Origin of the sequence: Massilia orientalis (assembly GCF_030411975.2) — a bacterium.
GTDB lineage: Bacteria > Pseudomonadota > Gammaproteobacteria > Burkholderiales > Burkholderiaceae_D > Telluria > Telluria orientalis.
This window is the reverse complement of record NZ_JASNRB020000001.1, coordinates 451,370-470,311: the sequence shown is the minus strand read 5'-3', so window position 1 is coordinate 470,311 and position 18,942 is coordinate 451,370. Positions and strand designations below refer to the sequence as shown.

General features: G+C 67.9%; 17 protein-coding genes and 1 pseudogene. 2 read left to right on the top strand and 16 right to left on the bottom strand.

Going from position 1 to position 18,942, the window contains the following annotated elements; translation table 11 throughout:
* Positions 1 to 76: 76 nt before the first annotated feature.
* Both QPK29_RS01945 and QPK29_RS01940 read right to left on the bottom strand, forming a co-directional pair.
* Complete coding sequence (locus QPK29_RS01945) at positions 77 to 1,441, bottom strand: NarK family nitrate/nitrite MFS transporter (protein WP_056125115.1); 1,365 nt, start codon at positions 1,439 to 1,441, stop codon at positions 77 to 79.
* Positions 1,442 to 1,470: 29 nt separating this feature from the next.
* Positions 1,471 to 2,742, bottom strand: a complete 1,272-nt coding sequence (locus QPK29_RS01940; protein ID WP_371769473.1) for an MFS transporter — start codon at positions 2,740 to 2,742, stop codon at positions 1,471 to 1,473.
* Positions 2,743 to 2,937: 195 nt separating this feature from the next.
* On the opposite strand from QPK29_RS01940, the gene QPK29_RS01935 reads away from it, so the two are divergent.
* The gene (locus tag QPK29_RS01935) at positions 2,938 to 5,253 is read left to right on the top strand and encodes a response regulator (protein ID WP_371769472.1); all 2,316 of its coding nucleotides are present in this window, start codon (positions 2,938 to 2,940) and stop codon (positions 5,251 to 5,253) included.
* Here the strand turns inward: QPK29_RS01935 and QPK29_RS01930 are convergent, their stop codons facing one another.
* The 4 genes from QPK29_RS01930 to moaA are packed head-to-tail and all read right to left on the bottom strand — an operon-like array spanning position 5,254 to position 9,530.
* Entirely contained in the window at positions 5,254 to 5,940 is a 687-nt protein-coding gene (locus tag QPK29_RS01930; protein ID WP_056125107.1) for a response regulator, read from the bottom strand.
* Between the two features lie 17 nt (positions 5,941 to 5,957).
* A complete protein-coding gene (locus QPK29_RS01925; RefSeq protein WP_371769471.1) occupies positions 5,958 to 7,910 on the bottom strand; it encodes a type IV pili methyl-accepting chemotaxis transducer N-terminal domain-containing protein in 1,953 nt (650 codons plus the stop codon).
* A complete protein-coding gene (locus tag QPK29_RS01920; RefSeq protein ID WP_056125103.1) occupies positions 7,907 to 8,554 on the bottom strand; it encodes a carbonic anhydrase in 648 nt (215 codons plus the stop codon). Before QPK29_RS01920 ends, QPK29_RS01925 begins: the two co-directional genes overlap by 4 nt.
* Position 8,555: 1 nt before the next feature.
* Positions 8,556 to 9,530 (bottom strand): GTP 3',8-cyclase MoaA, encoded by a 975-nt coding sequence (gene moaA / locus QPK29_RS01915; RefSeq protein ID WP_056125101.1) that lies wholly within the window; start codon positions 9,528 to 9,530, stop codon positions 8,556 to 8,558.
* A gap of 170 nt (positions 9,531 to 9,700) precedes the next feature.
* Between moaA and QPK29_RS01910 the strand changes: the two genes are divergently transcribed.
* Positions 9,701 to 11,260 (top strand): methyl-accepting chemotaxis protein, encoded by a 1,560-nt coding sequence (locus tag QPK29_RS01910; protein WP_371769470.1) that lies wholly within the window; start codon positions 9,701 to 9,703, stop codon positions 11,258 to 11,260.
* On the opposite strand, the gene QPK29_RS01905 is transcribed toward QPK29_RS01910, so the two are convergent.
* The 10 genes and pseudogenes from QPK29_RS01905 to QPK29_RS01860 form a co-directional block, all read right to left on the bottom strand.
* Positions 11,257 to 12,090: a PhzF family phenazine biosynthesis protein gene (locus QPK29_RS01905; RefSeq protein WP_371769469.1), complete on the bottom strand. Its 834-nt coding sequence runs from the start codon at positions 12,088 to 12,090 to the stop codon at positions 11,257 to 11,259. The two genes, QPK29_RS01910 and QPK29_RS01905, sit on opposite strands and share 4 nt — an antisense overlap.
* 84 nt (positions 12,091 to 12,174) lie before the next feature.
* The gene (locus QPK29_RS01900; protein WP_371769468.1) at positions 12,175 to 12,600 is read right to left on the bottom strand and encodes a hypothetical protein; all 426 of its coding nucleotides are present in this window, start codon (positions 12,598 to 12,600) and stop codon (positions 12,175 to 12,177) included.
* Between the two features lie 70 nt (positions 12,601 to 12,670).
* Positions 12,671 to 12,883, bottom strand: a complete 213-nt coding sequence (locus QPK29_RS01895) for a hypothetical protein (protein WP_371766683.1) — start codon at positions 12,881 to 12,883, stop codon at positions 12,671 to 12,673.
* Positions 12,876 to 13,124: a heavy-metal-associated domain-containing protein gene (locus QPK29_RS01890; RefSeq protein WP_056125087.1), complete on the bottom strand. Its 249-nt coding sequence runs from the start codon at positions 13,122 to 13,124 to the stop codon at positions 12,876 to 12,878. The genes QPK29_RS01895 and QPK29_RS01890 overlap by 8 nt, the downstream gene beginning before the upstream one ends.
* Before the next feature lie 89 nt (positions 13,125 to 13,213).
* Positions 13,214 to 15,664, bottom strand: a complete 2,451-nt coding sequence (locus QPK29_RS01885) for an adenosylcobalamin-dependent ribonucleoside-diphosphate reductase (protein WP_371769467.1) — start codon at positions 15,662 to 15,664, stop codon at positions 13,214 to 13,216.
* Positions 15,665 to 15,719: 55 nt separating this feature from the next.
* Positions 15,720 to 16,118, bottom strand: coding sequence for a putative zinc-binding protein (locus QPK29_RS01880; RefSeq protein WP_056125082.1), 399 nt, complete (start codon positions 16,116 to 16,118; stop codon positions 15,720 to 15,722).
* Between the two features lie 18 nt (positions 16,119 to 16,136).
* Positions 16,137 to 16,532 (bottom strand): annotated as a pseudogene (ubiT, locus tag QPK29_RS01875) (ubiquinone anaerobic biosynthesis accessory factor UbiT); the annotation flags it as partial.
* Positions 16,529 to 17,416 carry a ubiquinone anaerobic biosynthesis protein UbiV gene (ubiV, locus tag QPK29_RS01870; protein ID WP_371769466.1) on the bottom strand — a complete coding sequence of 296 codons (888 nt, stop codon included), beginning with the start codon at positions 17,414 to 17,416 and terminating at the stop codon, positions 16,529 to 16,531. The gene ubiV and the pseudogene ubiT, both read right to left, overlap by 4 nt.
* A gap of 20 nt (positions 17,417 to 17,436) precedes the next feature.
* On the bottom strand, positions 17,437 to 18,447 hold the full coding sequence (ubiU, locus tag QPK29_RS01865) for a ubiquinone anaerobic biosynthesis protein UbiU (protein ID WP_371766688.1): 1,011 nt from the start codon (positions 18,445 to 18,447) through the stop codon (positions 17,437 to 17,439).
* 81 nt (positions 18,448 to 18,528) lie between these two features.
* A complete protein-coding gene (locus tag QPK29_RS01860) occupies positions 18,529 to 18,921 on the bottom strand; it encodes a hypothetical protein (protein ID WP_056125074.1) in 393 nt (130 codons plus the stop codon).
* Positions 18,922 to 18,942: the final 21 nt, after the last annotated feature.

Sequence of the window (18,942 nt, the reverse complement as noted above, 5' to 3'; positions counted from 1 at the left end):
CCGGGCCGACTACGCGGTATTCGCAAGAAGTCGGTCCCGGCCCGGATTAGGGAGTAGGCCGTCTACTCCTTTATGACTAGCAGGTGATCTCGGCACCCTTGCGGGCATAGAACCACCAGGTGACGGCGATGCAGGTGACGTAGAAGCCGATGAAGCACCACAGGGCGGCGTCGGCGCTGCCCGTCAGGGCGATCGAGGTGCCGTAGCTCTTCGGGATGAAGAAGGCGCCGTAGGCGGCGATGGCCGAGGTGAAGCCGAGGACGGCGGCCGCTTCCTTGTTGGCGCTGGCGACGGCCTGCGCTTGTGCGCCTTCCGACTGGCCCTTGGCGGCGCGCTGGTGCAGGGTCAGGAAGATCACGGGGATCATGCGGAAGGTGGATGCGTTACCGACGCCGGTGCAGGCGAACAGCACGAGGAACATGCCGAAGAAACCGGCGAAGCTGCCGGCGTGCAGGAAGTGCAATACGCCCAGCACCGCCAGGATCATGCACACGAACGTCCACACGGTGACGCGGGCGCCGCCCAGCTTGTCGGCGATGAAGCCGCCGGCCACGCGGGCCAGGGCGCTGACGAGGGGACCGACGAATGCGTACTGCAGCGGGTTCACTTGCGGGAACAGGGTGCTGGTCAGCAGCGGGAACGCGGCGGAATAGCCGATGAACGAGCCGAAGGTACCCACGTACAGCCAGCACATGAGCCAGTTGTGCTTGCGCTTGAAGATCACGGCCTGTTCGGCGAACGAGGCCTTGGCCGACGCGAGGTCGTTCATGCCGAACCAGGCGGCCAGCGTGCTGACGATGATGAACGGCACCCACACGAAGCCCGCGTTCTGCAGCCACATCTGCTTGGTGGCCGCGGCCTTGGTCCACGTTTGCGCTTCGCCGCCGAACAGCGCGAAGGTGATCACGAGCGGGACGACGAACTGCACGGCGGAGACGCCCAGGTTGCCGAGGCCCGCGTTCATGCCGAGGGCGTAGCCCTTCTGCGCTTTCGGGTAGAAGAAGCTGATGTTGGCCATCGACGACGCGAAGTTGCCGCCGCCGAAGCCGCACAGCAGCGACAGCACGAGCATGGTCGGGTAGCTGGTATTCGGATCCTGCACGGCGAAGCCGATGCCGAGGGCGGGGATCAACAGCGACGCGGTGGAGATGGCGGTCCATTTGCGGCCGCCGAAGATCGGCACCATGAACGAATAAAAGATGCGCAAGGTGGCGCCCGAGAGGCCCGGCACGGCGGCCAGCCAGAACAGCTGGTTGGTGCTGTACTTGAAGCCGATGGCCGGCAGGTTGACGACGACGACGCTCCACACCATCCAGATCGCGAACGCCAGCATCAGCGCGGGGATCGAGATCCAGAGGTTGCGGCTGGCCGTGGGCTTGCCGCGGCTGTGCCAGAAGGCGGGAACCTCGGGTTCCCAGGTCGAGATGAGGTAACGACTCACGATGTTCTCCTGTGATTATTGAAGTGGTATCAAGCGGCCTTGCGCAACGGCTTGGTTGAGGAATGCGCCGGTGCGGCGACGGCCGCCCTGGTTTGCGGTTTGAACGAGAAATGCATCCAGACGAGGGACACGCACACGGTCCCGTACAGCAGCATGAAAGAGCTGGAACGGATGCCGGTGAGGTCGACGATGGCGCCGAACATGATCGGCAGGATGAAGCCACCGAGGCCACCGGCCAGGCCGACGACGCCCGAGACGGCGCCGATGTTGTCGCTGAAATCGTCGGCGATGAAGCGGAACACGGATGCCTTGCCGATGGCCATCGCGACGCCGACGACGAACAGCAGCAGGGTGAAGGTCACGGGGCCGAGGCCGATGTGCAGGTCCATGGTGCTGGAGACCGTCTTGACGCTCATCGTGGTCTGCGGATACGACAGGATGAAGAAGCACACCCAGCACACCCACATCACATACCAGGTGACCTTGTAGGCGCCGAACCTGTCGGAGATCCAGCCGCCCAGTGCGCGCAGCACGCCGCCCGGCAGCGAGAAGCATGCGGCCAGCAATGCGGCTTCCTTGAGGCCGAAGCCGTATTCGCCTACGTAGTATTTCGTCATCCACAGCGCCAGCGCCACGTAGCCGCCGAACACGACGGAGTAGTACTGGCAGTAGCGCCACACGCGCGGATCCTTCAGCACGCGCATCTGCGCCGCGAAGCTCTCGCCGGATGCGGATTTGTGCGACGGATCGGAATACGTGCCGAACCAGAACAGCAGGGCGGTGGCGACCATCACGGCGGCGTACACCTTGGGCAGCGCCTGCCAGCCGAGGGCGGCGATGATGGCGGGGGCCACGAACTTGGTCAGCGCGGAACCGGAGTTGCCGGCGCCGAACACGCCCATCGCGAGGCCGCGCCGCTCCTTGCCGAACCAGCGCGCCACGTACGGCGTGCCGACCGAGAACGAGCCGCCGGCCAGGCCCACGAAGAGGCCCAGCACGAGGAAGTGCCAGTAGGCGGTGGCATGGCTGATCATCCAGATCGGCAGCGCGCAGGCCAGCATCAGCGTGAAGAACACGATGCGGCCGCCGTAGCGGTCGGTCCAGATGCCGAGCGGGACGCGCACGAGGGCGCCGCTCAGCACGGGCGTGGCGACGAGGAGGCCGAATTCCGTTTCGTTCAGGCCGAGTGACGTCTTGATGGGGATGCCCAGCACCGCGAACATCATCCAGATCGCGAAGCAGATCGTGAATGCGAAGGTACTGCTGACCAGGACCGCGAGGGGCCGTCTGTCGGTGCTCATTTTTGTTCTCCTGATAAAAGCACGTGGTGATGCCGGAAGCGTACGTGGCGGGGGCCAGCCCAACCATTGGCCGGAGGGGTGGGCGCGGCAGCGCAATGGAGCTAGGCGCCCTAGTCATAAAGGCGTAGGTCCGTGTACGATGGCGCTTATTGCCCTCTATCGCCCCTATTGCGCCCCAGTCGCACGGAACCGCTTATGCCGCACGCACTCAGCCCCGAACAGCTCAGCAACATCATCGACATCGCCGAAAACGCCGTGATCTGCACGGACGAGCGGCAGAAGATCATCCTGTTCAACAAGGGTGCGGAACGGGTGTTCGGCTGGACGGCCGCGGAGGTGACGGGCCAGGACCTGGCGATGCTGATGCCGCCGCGCTTCCGTCCCGGCCACGCGGAGCGGGTGGCCGGCTTCCAGCACGGCGAGCGCACGGCCCGGCGCATGGGCGAGCGGGGCACCATCTACGCGGTGCGCAAGGACGGCAGCGAATTCCCGGCCGAGGCGACGATCTCGAAATCGGCGGCGGGCGGGCGCGTGATCCTCACGGCGATCCTGCAGGACATCTCGGAACGCAAGGCCTACGAGCGCGAGCTGGAACTGGCGCGCGACCGCGCCGAAGCGGCCATGCAGGCCAAGAGCATGTTCCTGGCCAATATGAGCCACGAGATCCGCACGCCGCTGAACGCCGTCATCGGCATGACGAGCCTCCTGCTGCACACGGAGATCGACGACGAACAACGCGACTACACGGAGACGATCCGCTCCAGCAGCGAGGCGCTGCTGGCCATCATCAACGACCTGCTCGATTATTCGAAGCTGGAAGTGGGGCGCCTCGACCTGGAGCGCCACGCGTTCGAGGTGCGCCGTTGCGTCGAGGAAGCGCTCGACCTGCTCGCGCCGGGCGCCAGCGACAAGAACCTGGATCTCGCGTACATGATCGAGCCGGGCGTGCCCGCGACGATCCTCGCGGACGCCACGCGGCTGCGCCAGATCCTCGTGAACCTGCTGTCGAACGCGATCAAGTTCACGCACCACGGCGAGGTCGTCGTCACCGTGTCGGGCGAGCCGCGCGAGGAGGGCGGCTACCGCCTCGTGTTCGCCGTGCGCGACACGGGCATCGGCATCCCGCCGCACCGCCTGGACGACATCTTCCACTCGTTCACGCAGGTCGACGCGACGACCACGCGTAAATACGGCGGCACGGGCCTGGGCCTGACGATCAGCCGGCGCCTCGCGGAGATGATGGGCGGCGGGTTGACGGTGGACAGCGAGCCGGGACGCGGCTCGACGTTCAGCGCGGCCATCGTCGCCGACGCGTTCGACGACCAGCTGGCCGAACACGTGCTGCGCGACCGCGCAGCCACGGTGCGCGGTCGCCGCATCCTGATCGTCGACGACAATGCGACCAACCGCCGCATCCTGATGAAGCAGGCGCTGTTGTGGGGCATGTCGCCGCTGGCCGCGGCGTCGGCCGTGGAGGCGCTGGACCTCGTGCGCGACGGCCACCCGTTCGACGTCGCAGTACTGGACATGCAGATGCCCGACATGGACGGCGCGCGCCTGGCGGGCGAACTGCGCAAGCATCGCGACAGGGCCGCGCTGCCGCTCGTGCTGCTGACGTCCGTCGGCCAGCGCCACACCGGTGCGGACGGGGAGGCCGTGCGCGAATTTTCCGCGTGGCTGAGCAAGCCGATCAAGCCGGCCGCGCTGCTGGAAGCGCTGCAGCAGGTGCTGGGCGAGCGCCAGGCCGCGGCGCGGCCGGCGCCGGCGCCGGCCCGCGAAGAGACGGATCTCGCCATCCTCGTCGCCGAGGACAACACGATCAACCAGAAGGTGATCCGGCAACTGCTGCGCCACCTGGGCTACCGCGCGGACGTCGTCGGCAACGGCCTCGAAGCCGTGGCGGCGCTCGAGCGCCAGGATTATCCCGTGATCCTGATGGACATGCAGATGCCGGAAATGGACGGCCTGGAGGCGACAAGCCGCCTGCGCGAGCGCTTCCGCGGCGCCAACGCGCCCTACATCATCGCGATGACGGCCAACGCCATGCCGGGCGACCGCGAACGCTGCCTGGACGCGGGCATGAACGACTACGTGCCGAAGCCGATCGAGATGGACGTGCTGGACAAGGCGCTGGCCGCCGCGCGCGACCACGTGGCGGCGCGGCGCACAGGACACGCCGTTCTGGACCCGGCCCGCATCGCGCAGCTGCGCGCCATCGACGACGATGCCTCACTGCTGGAGGACGTCGTGAACGCGTTCGTGGGCGAGGTGCCGCAACTGCTGCACAAGCTCGACCACGCCGTGCGCGAGCACGACGGGCAGCTGCTGGCGGCGACCGCGCACTACCTGTTGTCGAGCATCGATTTCGTCGGCGCGAACCGGATGCGGGTGCCGTGCACGAACCTCGAACTGATGGGGAAGGCGGAGAATTTCGAGGATGCGCAGGAGCAGATGGCGCTGCTCACCGCCGCGTATGAGGACGCGAAACAGGCGCTGCTCGCGCTGCGCTGATCAACCCTGCCGATCCGGCCCGCTGCCGATCCCCTGCTCGACGGCGAACACCGCCGCCTGCACGCGGCTCGACAGGCCGAGCTTCTTGAGGATGTTCTGCACGTGGATCTTGACCGTGCTCTCGGCCAGGTCGAGCACGCGCGCGATCAGCTTGTTGCTTTCGCCGCGCGCCAGGCAGGCGAGGATCTCGCGTTCGCGCGGCGTCAGCTTGTCCAGGTCCGACGGCGGCGCGGCCGGCTTGGGTTCGCGCTGTTTCTGCAGCTGGGCCACGAGCTTGGCGGCCATCGATTCGGCCAGCACGGATTCGCCGGCGGCCGCGCGCTCGATGGCGCGCTGCAGGTAGTCGGCGTCGATGTTCTTGATCAGGTAGCCGCGCGCGCCCGCGTGCAGGGCGGTGGCCAGGTCTTCGCCTTCCTCGGACACGGTCAGCATGATGACGGCGGCCTCGGGCCAGCCCTGCAGGATCAGTTCCAGGGTCTCCACGCCGGTCATGCCGGGCATGTGCAGGTCGAGCAGGATCACGTCGGGCTTCAGTTGCATCGCCCGCTTCACGCCGTCGATGCCGTCCGACGCCTCGCCGACGACGGTGAAGCGCGGATTGCGCTGCAACAGCGAACGTACGCCGCTGCGGAACAACGTGTGATCGTCGACCAGCAGCACGCTGATCGGCTCGAGGGCTTCTTCCATACACGACTCCATTCGATTCAAGCGGCCCGCCGGTGCGCGCTGGGGACGTACAGGCGGACGGTGGTGCCGGCGCCGCTCCCGGATTCGATGGCCAGGTCGGCGTTGATATGCCGGGCCCGTTCGCGCATGATGTGCAATCCCACGTGGCTGTCGCCGGACGCGGGCACGGCGGCGGCATCGAACCCGACGCCATTATCGCTGATCGATAGAGAAAAGTCTTGGCCGTCGCGGACCTGGACGAGCACCTTGTCGGCATGGGCGTGTTTACGGATGTTCGACAACGCTTCCTGCACGATGAACAGGAGCTGCAGCTGTTCCTCGCGCGGGAACGGCAGGCCGCCGCCCCCTTCGGCCTTGAAGCTGGCCTCCACGCCCGTCTGGTCGCGGAACTTGCGCACGGCCTTGCGCAGGGCGCTGTTGAGGTCATCCTCTTCCAGCCGGCTGCGGAAATTCTGCAACAGTTCGCGCACGTCCTCGTAGCTTTCCTTGACGCCCGCGCGCAGCAGCGGCACGATCGCGGCCGCATCCTGCTGCTGCCCGTCATGCAGCGACTGTTCCAGCATCTGCACCTGCAGGTTCAGGAAGTTCAGGCCCTGGGCGATGCTGTCGTGCAGGCCGCGCGCCACCATGTTGCGCTCTTCCGAGATGGCCATTTCGCGCTCGCGCGCCGCGAGCCGCATGTTCTCGATGGCAGTGCCCAGCAGCCGGCCCAGCGTTTCGAGCAGGGCGGTCTCGCGTTCGTTGAATGACGTCTCGCTACGGAAATGCAGGCTGAATACGCCGAGGTGCTGGTCCTGGGCGAAAATCTGGAACACCGACACCGTCGCGAACCCTTCGCGCGCGCAGCGCGACACGTCGGGGCCGGGCACGGCGCGCAGCAGCCGCACGACGGGGTGCTTGCCCTGCGCCGCCTCGCCGCACAGGCAGTCGCCGACCGGCATGCAGCGTTCGGCCTTGACCATCTCGTCGGACAGGCCGGCCTGCACGATGAGATGCACCTTGTCCGTATTGGCGTCGATGAGCCGCACGGAGCCGCCGTCCGCGCCGAAGTAGCGCATGATGCGCTCGACGAAGCCTTCGCACATCGGCTCCAGCGTCTGGCGCACCTGCAGGAAGGCGGCGCTGTCGTACAGCAGCGCCAGTTCGCGGTTCTGGCCTTCCAGTGCGGCCGTCTTCTCGCGCACCTTGTCTTCCAGGCTCGCGTAGACCTGTTCCACGCGGTCGGCCATCCGGTTGAAACCGGCCGCCAGCTGGCCGAATTCGTCCTGGCTGGCCACGTCGAGGCGGACGCCGAAATCCGTGTCCGCCATGCTGCGCATCCCCGCTTGCAGGCGCTCGACCGGGTCGACGATGAGGCTGAACATCAGGTACACGAGGACGACGGTCCCGCCCATCGCCAGCGCCATCAGCGCCAGCTGCGAGCAGCGCAGCCAGAACGTGCGCACCTCGTTGTCCCGTTCGATCAGGCCCACGATGGCGTCGATCTGGGCGACATAGGCATCGACCCGGCCGAGGAAGTCGCGCAGCGGCGGCAGGCGCTCGTCGCCCCGTGCCTGCAGCACCTGCAGCGCGAGCGGCCGCAGTTCGCGCTGCCAGCGCAGCGTGGCCATGGAAAAGCTGTCGCGGATGGCGGCCGTCGGCGGCAGGCCGAGGGGACGCTGCGGGTCGCCGCGATCGATCAGCGCGAGGGTCGCATCGATGGACGCGATCTGCGCGCGCGCGTCGCGCGCGTAGCCGCCGCCGGGCGCGCGCACCTCGCGGCCGAGCAGCATCGCGAGCCGGTATTCCTGCTTGCGCACGCCGCCCGTTTCGTTGATGGCGGCCGCCGAGCCTTCCAGCTGCCACGACAGCCACAACGTCGTGCCGATGGCGGTCAGCGCGAGCAGCAGGAAGCCGACCAGGGCCCCGGCGATGCGGGTCGACAGGCGCAGGTGGCCCGGGATCGGCGGATAAGCGGGCGGCGTCGTCATGCCGCGGCGTCCAGCGGCTGGACGAGGTTGAGGAATTCCTGCTTGCGCGGGGAGTAGGCCAGTAGCTCGCCGGTCCCGATGTCGAAATACCAGCCGTGCAGCGCGACCTTGCCCGCTTCCACGCGCCGGCGCAGCCACGGGTAGGTCATCAGGTTGTCGAGCGAATGGAGGATGCTGGCCTGCTCGGCGGCGCGGCAGCGGGCGTCGTCGTGCTTGTGCGGCAGCGCGCGCAGCACTTCCGCGCGCACCGGCTCCGCGATGCGCATCCAGCGCGCGACGAAATCCGTCTCCTCGGTCACGCGCTGGCCCGACATCAGGGCCCGGATGCCGCCGCAGCGCGCATGCCCGAGCACGACGACGCGCGCCACCTCCAGGCCGCATACGGCGAATTCGATGGCGGAACTGACGCCGGCCGACGCGTCCGCGGTGCACGGCGGGACGAGGTTCGCGATATTCCGGACAACGAAGATGTCGCCCGGGTCGCAGCCCGTCAGCAGGGCCGGGTCGACGCGCGCATCGCAGCAGCCGATGACGAGCGTGGACGGATGCTGGCCGTCGCGCAGCGAGGCGCGCACGACCGGCTCGCTCATGAAACGCTGCTGGAAGCGGGAAAAGCCGCGGATGAAGCGTTCGATGTCCTGCATGTCAGCCTCCCGTCTGCGACATGAAGCGCACGATTTTCTCGGGCCGCGCCGTGAAGTCGTGCTGGTGGGGTTTCAGTTCGATGGCGTGGCGGATCGCGGCTTCGAGCTCCGCGTCGCTGGCGCCGGCGCGCAGCAGCGGGCGGAATTCGAATTTCTCTTCCTGGCCCAGGCACAGGTACAGCGTGCCGTCCACCGCCAGGCGCACGCGGTTGCAGGTGGCGCAGAAATGCTGCGACATCGGCGTGATGAAGCCGATGCTGCTCCTGCCGTCGCGGGTGGCGAGGTAGCGCGCCGGTCCGCCGCCCAGTTCCAGCGCCTGAGGCACGAGGTCGAATCGTTGCTGGAGCCGTTCGCGCACGGGCTGCAGGTCCATGTAGGCCGCGTTCTGGCCGGTTTCTCCCATCGGCATCACTTCGATCAGGCGCAGCACGAAGCCGTGGCCGATGCAGAATTCCGCCATGCGCTCGATCTCGCCGTCGTTCACGCCGCGCATCGCGACCATGTTGATCTTGATGGGATCGAAACCGGCCTCCTTGCCGGCCATGATGCCGTCCAGGATGCGCGCGTGGCTGTCGCGGCCCGTGATCGATTCCATGCAGGTGCGGTCCAGCGTATCGAGGCTGACGTTGATGCGCGCGACGCCGGCCTTGCGCAGCGCCTCGGCGTGGCGGCGCAGGGTCGTGGCATTGGTCGACAGCGACAGGTCGTCGACGCCGGGGATGGCGGCGATACGGCCGGCCAGGTCGGTCACGTGGCGGCGCAGCAGCGGCTCGCCGCCCGTCAGGCGGATGCGGCGCGTGCCGAGGCGGGCGAACGCACGCAGCAGGCGCTCGATCTCGTCGAACGTGAGCCAGTCCTCCGGCTCCTCGAACCCCTTGAAACCCGTCGGCATGCAATACGTGCAGCGCAGGTCGCAACGGTCCGTCACGGACAGGCGCAGGTATTCGATCGTTCGGCCGTAGCGGTCGCGCAACATTGCGGTTCTCCAAAGGGGTGATGGTGAAGATTGTAGAGACCGCGCGCCACTCTGGCTGTCGGCATGACGGATGACGGGAGCTAGTTCTTTCGGCGTATGTCGGGCCACGCAGGCTGCCGCTAGACTTGATTTCCTATCGGCAAGAATGTGTCGAAACGAGAGGAATTCATATGAAAATGTCAAACTTCAGGATCGGCACGCGCCTTGCCGCCGGCTTCGGCCTCGTGCTGGTGCTGCTCGCGCTCGTGGTCGCGGTCGGGCTGCAGCGCTTCCACGACGTCGGCCGGGCGACGGCGACGCTGATCGACGACGACTGGGCCAAGGCGGAAGCCGCCGCCACCATCGACACGATGACGCGGGCGAATGCGCGCCGCACGCTGGAACTGTTCCTCGCGCCGGACGACGGCTACCGCACCCGGGTGCGCGAGAAAATCGCGTCGAACCGGCACGAGATCGACGGTGCGCTGGCCACGTTGCGCAGCCTCGTCGCCAGCGCAGAAGGCAAGGCCGTGCTGGCCCGGGTGACCGAGCGGCGCGAGGCGTACGTGGCCTCGTTCACGCAGGTGAACGCCCTCGTCGACGCGGGCAAGCGCGACGAGGCGCAGCAACTGGTGCTGGCGGAAACCCTGCCGCGCCTGGACGTGTTGCAGCAGGCCGTGCATGACCTCAACGTGCTACAGAAGGGGCGCGCGGTCGCCGCGGGCAAGACCGTGCAGGACCGGATCGCGTCGGGCCGGGTGCTGATGCTGGCGCTGGGCGGCGCCGCGCTGGCCGTCGGCCTCGTGTTCGCCGTCCGCCTCGCGCGCTCGATCGTGCTGCCGCTGCGCAGCGCCGTCGCGGTGGCGCAGCGCGTGGCCGGCGGGGACCTCACCAGCCGGATCGAGGCGGGTTCGCAGGACGAAGTCGGCGAGCTGCTCGGCGCGCTGGCGGCGATGAACGCGAGCCTTTGCACGATGGTCGGCGAAGTGCGGCGCGGGACCGAGACGATCGCCACGGCGTCCTCGCAGATCGCGAGCGGCAACATGGACTTGTCGGCGCGCACGGAGATGCAGGCCAGCGCGCTGCAGCAGAGCGCCTCGTCGATGGAAGAGCTGACCGGCACCGTGCAGCAGAACGCGGACAATGCGCGCGCAGCGAACGCGCTGGCGGCGGCCACGGCGACGATCACCGCCGAGGGCAGCGACGCCGTCGCGCGCGTGGCGGCCACGATGGACGAGATCAGCGACGGCGCGCGCCGCATCGCAGACATCACCGGCATCATCGACGGCATCGCGTTCCAGACCAATATCCTCGCGCTCAACGCCGCGGTGGAAGCGGCGCGCGCGGGCGAACAGGGCAAGGGCTTCGCCGTCGTCGCCACCGAGGTGCGCAACCTGGCGCAGCGGTCGGCCGCCGCGGCCCGCGAGATCCGGCACCTGATCGACGATTCGACCGCGAAGATCGCGGGCGGCACCGAACTCACCGGCCGCGCGGCCGACACCATGCGGCGCGTGTTGGCCAGCGTGCGCCAGGTGACGGGCATCATGGCCGACATCACGGCGGCCAGCGACGAGCAGCGCATCGGCATCGAACAGGTCAACCAGGCCGTGGGCCAGATGGACAGCGTGACGCAGCAGAACGCGGCCCTCGTCGAGCAGGCGGCCGGCGCAGCGCAGGCCCTGCAGGAACAGGCGCATACGCTGAACGACACGATCCGCATGTTCAGGCTCGAATCCGCCGGGCGCGTCTAACGGTAGCCACGTTCGGCGTTTTGATCAACGGGAACGGCAACCTTACCTTCCAGATAAAACACGCAAGCGCCTTCCAACTCGACACGGTCGCCGACGAGCCGGCACGTCAGTTCGCCACCACGAGGCGAAGCCTGGAATGCGCGGAGTTCGGTCTTTCCCAGGCGTGCACTCCAATACGGCGCGAGTCCGCAGTGAGCGCCGCCGGTCACCGGATCTTCAGGTATTCCTTTGGCGGGCGCAAAATAGCGGCTCACACAATCCCATCGCCGGTCTCCCCGAGCGGTGACGACGACGCCGGGGCGGTCGAGCCGCGCGATCGCGGCAATGTCTGGTGCCAGGCTACGGACGGCCTCCATATCCTGCAGTACTGCGATGTAATTAAAACCGTCGTCCAGCGTCTCCACTGGCTCGATTCCCAGTGCTTCGGTCAGCCTCTCTGGAAGTGGTATCGATCGCGGCACGCGTACCGGAAAATTCATCACGTACCGGTCGCCCATGCGCTTGACGGTCAAGGGGCCGCTCGCCGAATCGAACGTCACCGTCGTGCGCCCTGGCTGCAGCCGCTCCATGACGACGGCAGCGCTTGCAAGCGTAGCATGGCCACACAGCGGCACTTCAACCGTGGGCGTGAACCAGCGCAGGCGGTAATTGTCACCGTCCGGTACCAGAAAGGCACTTTCCGGAACATTGTTTTCGGCAGCAATTTGACGTAGGAGTCCATCGTCCGCAAACGTCTCCATCAAGATCACAGCGGCCGGGTTTCCCCCAAAAAGCTGGCTGGTGAATGCGTCGACTTTATAGATTGGCAAACTCGTTACTGAACGATGCATGGGCTTGCGTGTTAACAGTGGAGACATTGCGTACGTCGCAACAGCGCAACGATGGCGGTTGCGTTGATGGCCGACATTGATGAACTACGAAATGGTTGGTTCCGGGTTGAACCGATCAGCGACGCTAGTCTGGCCAAAGAAGCGGTCTATTTCGGCTTGAGGGTATTGCGAGACCCGGGCCGTCTGGAGACGTTTGCACTTCTCGAGGGGACCGAGCGATTTATCGGGCGGGCAGATACCTAGAAGTTCCAGATGGGCCAGCCCAGGGATTGCCGTGAGCGGATCGAGCGACCGGATGGTGGTGGTCCTCCCGGACGCGTCCCAGCTTGGAAGCGTCGATAACGATAGTGATGCCAGCCGCGTCAACGTGGCCAGCGGCCCGAGATCGCTGATCCTGGGCATGTGCACGATGCGTAGATAGCGGAGATTCTGGAGCCTTCCAAGGAATTCGAACGACTCGTCAGGAAAGGTGGCGATCACGAGTTCTTCCAGGTCGCGCAACTCGGCCAAGGGTTCGAGGCTCTTGTATCGGCAGTGCCATACCGTTGCACTACGTATCGCATCGGGATGTCAGGCGCTCCTAATGATCGTCACGCCGCATCAGCGCATCGATACCGGCCACCGTGCCGGCCATCGCCAGCGCCGCGACGCCGGCGCCGGCCCACGTGGCGATCCGATCGCCGGCCGCCCACTCCTGCCACGCCAGCACGGCGGGCATCAGCATCATCGGCGCCGTCATCGCGGTGGCGAGCCAGGCGTGGCGGCGCACGCCGGCCGAAAGGCTCTCAGCCACCGCAGCACCCGCCGCAGCAGCCGCCGCTCTTTTCCTTGCGCGCTTCGCCGTAGCCGGCGCCCAGCAGCGCCGCGGTGATGTCCTGCGTCGACGTGGCGTCCTCGTCGAACTCCACGTGCATCTCGCGGCCGCCCGGTTCGAGGTCGATGCCGCGCACGCCGGGCAGGGTGCACAAGGCGCTCGTGAGGCGTTCGATGTCGGCGAAGGCGAGAGGGGCCGAGAACTGGAAATCGTGTTGCATGATGCTCCTTTTGCGTTGGGTCGTTGGTACACCGTCAGGGTAGGGCGGCGCGCCGCCCCTGTCCTTGAACCGGTTTCAGGTTTTACGAATCAGGCGCAGCCGCCCAGGTAGTGGCACGACGTGCAGCGCGTGCAGCCGTCGACCTTGCGCAACGCCCGCGCGCCGCATTCCGGGCACTTGGCGCCCGTCTCTTCGACCGCCGCGATGCCCGGTGCCGGCACCTCGTCCGGCGTCCCGCGCCGAGCCAGCAGGCGGTCCAGCGCGTCGGCGGACACCTGGTTGCCGTAGGCGTCCAGGAAGCCGCGCCGGATCAGGATCCGCTGCAGCATGAAGGCGATCGCCGCCACTTCCGAATCGTGGTACATCGGCACCTGCACGCCGTCCGCCCGCGTCAGCTGGCCGCAGCGCACCGGTCCCTTCTCCCACACGACCGCGCGCATGTCGGCGAGGGCCTTGGCGATGGAACTGCCGGCGCGCGCGGCCAGCGACAGCAGGCGCATCGTGGAGGTGATCCACTGGTGGCCGTCGCTGCGCTGGTTGGCGGGCATGAAGAACTCGAACGGGCGCTCGATGGCGAGGTCGCGTCCGTTCAGCCGTCCTTCCACGCGCATGAAGCTGATGGTCAGATACACCGTCTTCTTGCCTTCCTGGGTCGTGTATTCGACCTTCGAGGTGACCGATTCCAGTTCGCCCGCCGGACGGCTTTCGAAGCGGCGGCGCAGCGGATCCACATCGCCCGGTGCTTCGGCCGCGGGCGGCGGCGCGACACTCAACACACTGCCCGTGACGGCGTTGGGCCGGTAGGTGGCCAGGCCTTTCAGGCCGGCGCGCCACGCCTCCGTATATAAATCCTTGAAGTCGTCGAACGGGTAGTCGGCCGGCACGTTGACCGTCTTCGAGATCGCGCCGTCCACGTACGGCTGCACGGCCGCCATCATGCCGAGGTGGTCCTGCGCGGACATCTCCAGCGCCGTCACGAACTGCGCCGGCAGTGCGGAGACGTCGTGGCCGAGGTGGCGGTACAGGCGCCACGCGTGGTCGGCCACCTCGTAGATGCGCGTGCTGTCGTCCGGCATGCGCTTCTTGCGCTGGTAGACCCACGAAAAAGCGGGCTCGATGCCGTTCGAGGCGTTGTCCGCGAACGCGAGCGCGATGGTGCCCGTGGGTGCGATCGACATCAGGTGCGAATTGCGGATGCCGTGGCGGGCGATCGCTTCGCGCAGGTCGTCCGGCAGGCGCCGCGCGAACGCGCCATCCAGGTAGCGCTCGGCGTCGAACAGCGGGAACGCGCCTTTTTCGCGCGCCAGCGCCACCGATGCTTCGTACGCGGCGTCGCGCAGGGCGCGTGTGACGTCGGCGGCGAACGCGCGGCCCTCGTCGGCGTCGTAGCGCAGGCCCAGCATGACGAGCGCGCTGCCCAGGCCCAGGAAGCCGATGCCGATGCGGCGCTTGTCGCGGCCTTCCGCCGCCTGCTGGGGCAATGGCCATTCGGTGGCGTCGAGCGCGAGGTCGAGCATGCGCACGGCGACGGCCGTCACTTCGCGGAACGTGTCGAGGTCGAAGCGCGCCTCCGGCGTGAACGGCTGGCGCACGAACTTCGTGAGGTCGAGCGAGCCCAGGTCGCAGCAGCCGTACGGCGGCAGCGGCTGCTCGCCGCACGGGTTCGTGGCCGCCAGCGTCTCGGCGTAGTACAGGTTGTTTTCGCCGTTGATGCGGTCCAGGAACAGCACGCCCGGCTCCGCGTGGTCGTAGGTCGACCGGATCACCTTGTCCCACAGGTCGCGTGCCCGCACGGTGCGGTAGACCCAGCGGCCGTCGGGGCGCAGGTACGCGCCGTTGGCCTGGTCGTCCGGCCCCGGCTCGGCCGCGTGGGTCAGCTCGACGGGATCGTCGTCCAGCACGGCGCGCATGAACGCGTCCGTGACGCCGACGGAGAGGTTGAAATTGCTGAACGCGCCGCCGTCCTTGGCGGCGACGAAAGCCTCGATGTCGGGATGGTCGATCCGAAGGACACCCATCTGGGCGCCGCGGCGCGCCCCGGCCGATTCGACCGTGCGGCACGACGCGTCGAACACGGCCATGTACGACACGGGGCCGGACGCGCGCGACCGCGTACCTTTCACGAGGCTGCCGGCGGGGCGGATCGCGGAAAAATCGTAGCCGACGCCGCCGCCGCGGCGCATGGTTTCCGCCGCTTCGGCCACGGCGCCGTAGATGCCGGGGATGGCGCCGTCGCGGCCGCTGATCGCGTCGCCGACGGGCTGCACGAAGCAGTTCATCAGGGTGGCCTTCAGGCCGACGCCGGCCGCCGAGTTGATGCGGCCGGCGGGCACGAAGCCGTGGTCCTGCGCCCACAGGAAGCGCTGCTCCATCTCCAGGCGCAGCGGCTCGGGTTCGTGCGCGGCCAGCGCGCGCGCCACGCGGGCGCGTACTTGCGCGACGGTCGTCTCGTCGCCCTTCGCGTATTTTTCCTGCAGTACGTCGGCCGACACGTCCTGCGTCGGCATGGATGCGGCAAAGAGGGATTCGTTGGCGTTCATGTCATCCTCGGTGATAGTCAGGCGTCCACTATCCCCGAGGCCCGCCGGCCCCGCCTTAAACTGGTTGAAGCATTCGGCGTTCCGCCGCCAGCAGGGCCACGTCGTCCGCCACCTCGCGCGCGACGGCGGCCGCTTCGGCCGGGTCGAACTGCATGTGGTAGCGCTTGCGCACGCCGTGTTCGGCCAGCTGGAAATGCAGGTCCGGCGTCACGCCGTGGCGCGCGAGGCAGTGGCGCGCGCATTCGAGCGGACAGCCGTCGATCGCGACGACGGGCCGCCCGGATTTCGCCAGCTTGACGAGCGACGGCACGTCGCCGCCCACGCCGGCGATGCAGGACATTTCGGCGACTTCCTCCCGGTCGAGCTCCAGGGCGATGTGGTTGGCCATCTGCGCCGCGCTGGAACAGCCGGAGCAGGAATAGACGAGGGGGAAAACGGTGCGATCACGGCCCATGAGGTTCTCCTGTCAACGGTCGATGGCGTCCAGCGTATTCTTGATGAGCAGACCCAGCTCCGTGTCGCCTTCCATCACGAGGCGGCGGCTGAAGAACAGCGTGTCGGGATCTTCGCGGCGCGTGGCGAGCAGGCCCAGGTCGTACAGGGTCGCGCCGATGACGACGTCCGGTGCCGTTTTCGACGTCACGGCCGCGAACGAGCGCCCGTTCCACGCGACGTCGAAAGTGACGCCCGCGTCCAGCACGGCCAGGCGCAGCCGCTTGCGCAGCAGCTGCGCGCGCGAGTCGTCGTCCAGGTGCGGTTTCAGGCCCGCGTTCAGGCCCGCCGCGAACAGCCACGCGCCGGGCCGGCCGGGCAACCGGGACAGGACGTGGCGGACGGGCGCCGGCAGGCGGTAGGGGGACGCGTTCATGCGGCCACCTCCTCGAGGCCGGGACGGCCGTGCCAGAAGCCGTTGCAGGCGGCCCCCGGCATCCACGCGCCCATCTGCGCGCGCGCCGCGGCCCCGGTCAGGGCGCCCGTCAGCACGCCGTGCACGCTGGCGACGATGTCCGCCATGTGGGCCGACTGCGGGCTCAATCGGACGGCGCCCACGCCCAGCGCGCGCATGGCGGGCAGCGCGTCGACGAGGTTGTACACCTTCGCCGACTGCGTCTGGATGCCGTTCAGGACGAGGAACGGCTTGCCTTCCTGCGTGTTCAGCACGAGGCCGTCCGGATGGTCCAGGCAGCTGAAGCGGCAATCGTCCTTGGGCAGGTTGCGGTGCCGCGCCGTGAAGCAGCGGGCGGAAAACGCGAGCGGCATGCGGCCGTAGGCGAACACCTCGGTCTCCACGCCGGCAGGCAAGGCGGACTGCATGGCGGCGAGGCTGGTCGACGGCATCTCCAGCGGCGCGACCCAGCGCACGGCGCCGGCGCGGGCGAGCACGGCCAGCGTGGCCGGGTTGTACACGTTCAGGTGGGGGCCGGCGACGAACGGGCGGCCGTCGACGCAGTGCACGGCGCCCATGTCGTTGGCCTCGACGAGGAAGCGGCCGTTGCCGGCGACGCGGCGCAGGGTACTCAGGTCGGATGGCGATTCGATCAGTACCTGGGTCGACAGCACGACTTCCTTGCCGGCGCCGGCCAGCCGTTCGGCCAGCGTGAGCCAGTCGGAAGGACGCAGCTCGTGCCGGCGCGAGCAGACGGTTTCGCCGAGGTAGACGATGTCGACGGGTGTCTCCGCGAGCGCATCGTAGAACGCGAACACGGTATCGCGCGGCCAGTAGTATTGCAGGGGCCCGAGGGCAATCTTCATGATGGTCTTTCGGTACGGGGTCATTTCCAGGGGCGGTGGTAGGCACCCAGCGTGTGCTGGCTGCCTTCGGCGACTTTGTCCAGGCTCGTCATCCACTCGCGCCGGACCGTGTAGCGGCCGTGTTCCGCGAGGCAGGCGTCGATCGCGGCGCGCCACACCTTCGTGACCTGGGCCACGTACGCGGGGCTGCGCTGGCGGCCTTCGATCTTGACGGCGCGCGCGCCCACCGCCGCGAGCTTCGGCAGGATCTCGAGCGTGTTCAGGCTCGCCGGCTCCTCGATCGCGTAATACGTCTCGCCGTCCACGTCGAAGCGGCCCTTGCACAGCGTGGGGTAGCCGGCCTGCTCGCCGTCGCCGTAGCGGTCGATGAGGACGTCGTACAGGCGCGCCTCAAGCGCGCGTGGCGTCCGCGTCCAGCGCACGGCCTTCGCGGGCGAGCACACGCCGTGCGTGTTGGGTGATTCCCCGGTGGCGTACGACGACAGCTGGCAGCGGCCCTCGGCCATCACGCACAGGCTGCCGAAGCCGAACACTTCGATCTCGACGGGCGAGTGCTCGATGACTTTTTCCGCCTGGGCCAGCGACAGCACGCGCGGCAGCACGGCACGCGCGATGCCGAAGTGGCGGTGGTAGAAGGCGATGGCGTCGATGTTCGTCGCCGAGCCCTGCACGGACAGGTGCAGCCGCAACTGGGGATGCACGCGCGCCGCGTATTCCATCAGGCCCGGGTCGGCGAGGATAACGGCATCGATGCCATGCGTGGCGGCGCGGTCGAGCGCGCGCCGCCAGGGACCGTCGCCGCCCGGCTGCGGATAGGTGTTCAGGGCAAGGAACACCTTGCGGTTGCGGTCGTGGGCATAGCGGATGCCTTCGGCGATGGCGTCTTCGGAGAAGTTCAGGCCGGCGAAGTTGCGCGCGTTGGTCGCGTCGCGAAAGCCGAGGTAGACGCAGTCGGCGCCATGGTCGATGGCGGCCTTGAGGGCCGGCAGGCTGCCGGCGGGACAAACGAGTTCGAGGGAGGGAGAGGTCATGGCGGGCGGGTGAACGGTAACGCAGGAAGCTTAGTCACGCGCCGCCCGCGGCGCCTTGAACGAGGATAAGTAAATCCGGGTTCAAGCAAATCGCACGGCGTCGCCTTCCGTGTCGAACGCGAGGAACCGTTCGATGGCGCCGCGGTGCACGGCGTCGATCATCATCTTGAGGCCGCGGTCGACGCCGGCCGCCTGCTGTTCGCCTGCCAGCGCCGCGACGAACACCATGTCCCACGGCTGGCCCGTCGCGCGCGACTCGGCGGCCAGCGCACCGAAATCCGCCAGCTCGTCGAGACCCTTGTCGACGCACATCACGGGCGCCAATGCGCCGCCGCGGCCTTCCTCGAAGCGGCGCGCCTGGCCCGGCGTGTGCGTCTGGGGCAGTTCGGCGACCGCGAACACGAACAGCAGGCGCTGCGCCTCGGGCTGGGCGCGCGCGGCGGCGAGGAAATCGGAAAAATTCGAGAGCTGCATGGGGAATCCGTGACAAAGGGG

What these genes read in the sequence shown, in the direction of transcription:
- QPK29_RS01920 (WP_056125103.1), bottom strand. Translation starts at nt 8,554, where the DNA reads ATGCAGGACATCGAACGCTTCATCCGCGGCTTTTCCCGCTTCCAGCAG.
- QPK29_RS01930 (WP_056125107.1), bottom strand. Translation starts at nt 5,940, where the DNA reads ATGGAAGAAGCCCTCGAGCCGATCAGCGTGCTGCTGGTCGACGATCAC.
- moaA (WP_056125101.1), bottom strand. Translation starts at nt 9,530, where the DNA reads ATGTTGCGCGACCGCTACGGCCGAACGATCGAATACCTGCGCCTGTCC.
- QPK29_RS01880 (WP_056125082.1), bottom strand. Translation starts at nt 16,118, where the DNA reads ATGGGCCGTGATCGCACCGTTTTCCCCCTCGTCTATTCCTGCTCCGGC.
- QPK29_RS01905 (WP_371769469.1), bottom strand. Translation starts at nt 12,090, where the DNA reads ATGCATCGTTCAGTAACGAGTTTGCCAATCTATAAAGTCGACGCATTC.
- QPK29_RS01860 (WP_056125074.1), bottom strand. Translation starts at nt 18,921, where the DNA reads ATGCAGCTCTCGAATTTTTCCGATTTCCTCGCCGCCGCGCGCGCCCAG.
- QPK29_RS01925 (WP_371769471.1), bottom strand. Translation starts at nt 7,910, where the DNA reads ATGACGACGCCGCCCGCTTATCCGCCGATCCCGGGCCACCTGCGCCTG.
- QPK29_RS01885 (WP_371769467.1), bottom strand. Translation starts at nt 15,664, where the DNA reads ATGAACGCCAACGAATCCCTCTTTGCCGCATCCATGCCGACGCAGGAC.
- QPK29_RS01935 (WP_371769472.1), top strand. Translation starts at nt 2,938, where the DNA reads ATGCCGCACGCACTCAGCCCCGAACAGCTCAGCAACATCATCGACATC.
- QPK29_RS01890 (WP_056125087.1), bottom strand. Translation starts at nt 13,124, where the DNA reads ATGCAACACGATTTCCAGTTCTCGGCCCCTCTCGCCTTCGCCGACATC.
- QPK29_RS01940 (WP_371769473.1), bottom strand. Translation starts at nt 2,742, where the DNA reads ATGAGCACCGACAGACGGCCCCTCGCGGTCCTGGTCAGCAGTACCTTC.
- QPK29_RS01910 (WP_371769470.1), top strand. Translation starts at nt 9,701, where the DNA reads ATGAAAATGTCAAACTTCAGGATCGGCACGCGCCTTGCCGCCGGCTTC.
- ubiV (WP_371769466.1), bottom strand. Translation starts at nt 17,416, where the DNA reads ATGAAGATTGCCCTCGGGCCCCTGCAATACTACTGGCCGCGCGATACC.
- ubiU (WP_371766688.1), bottom strand. Translation starts at nt 18,447, where the DNA reads ATGACCTCTCCCTCCCTCGAACTCGTTTGTCCCGCCGGCAGCCTGCCG.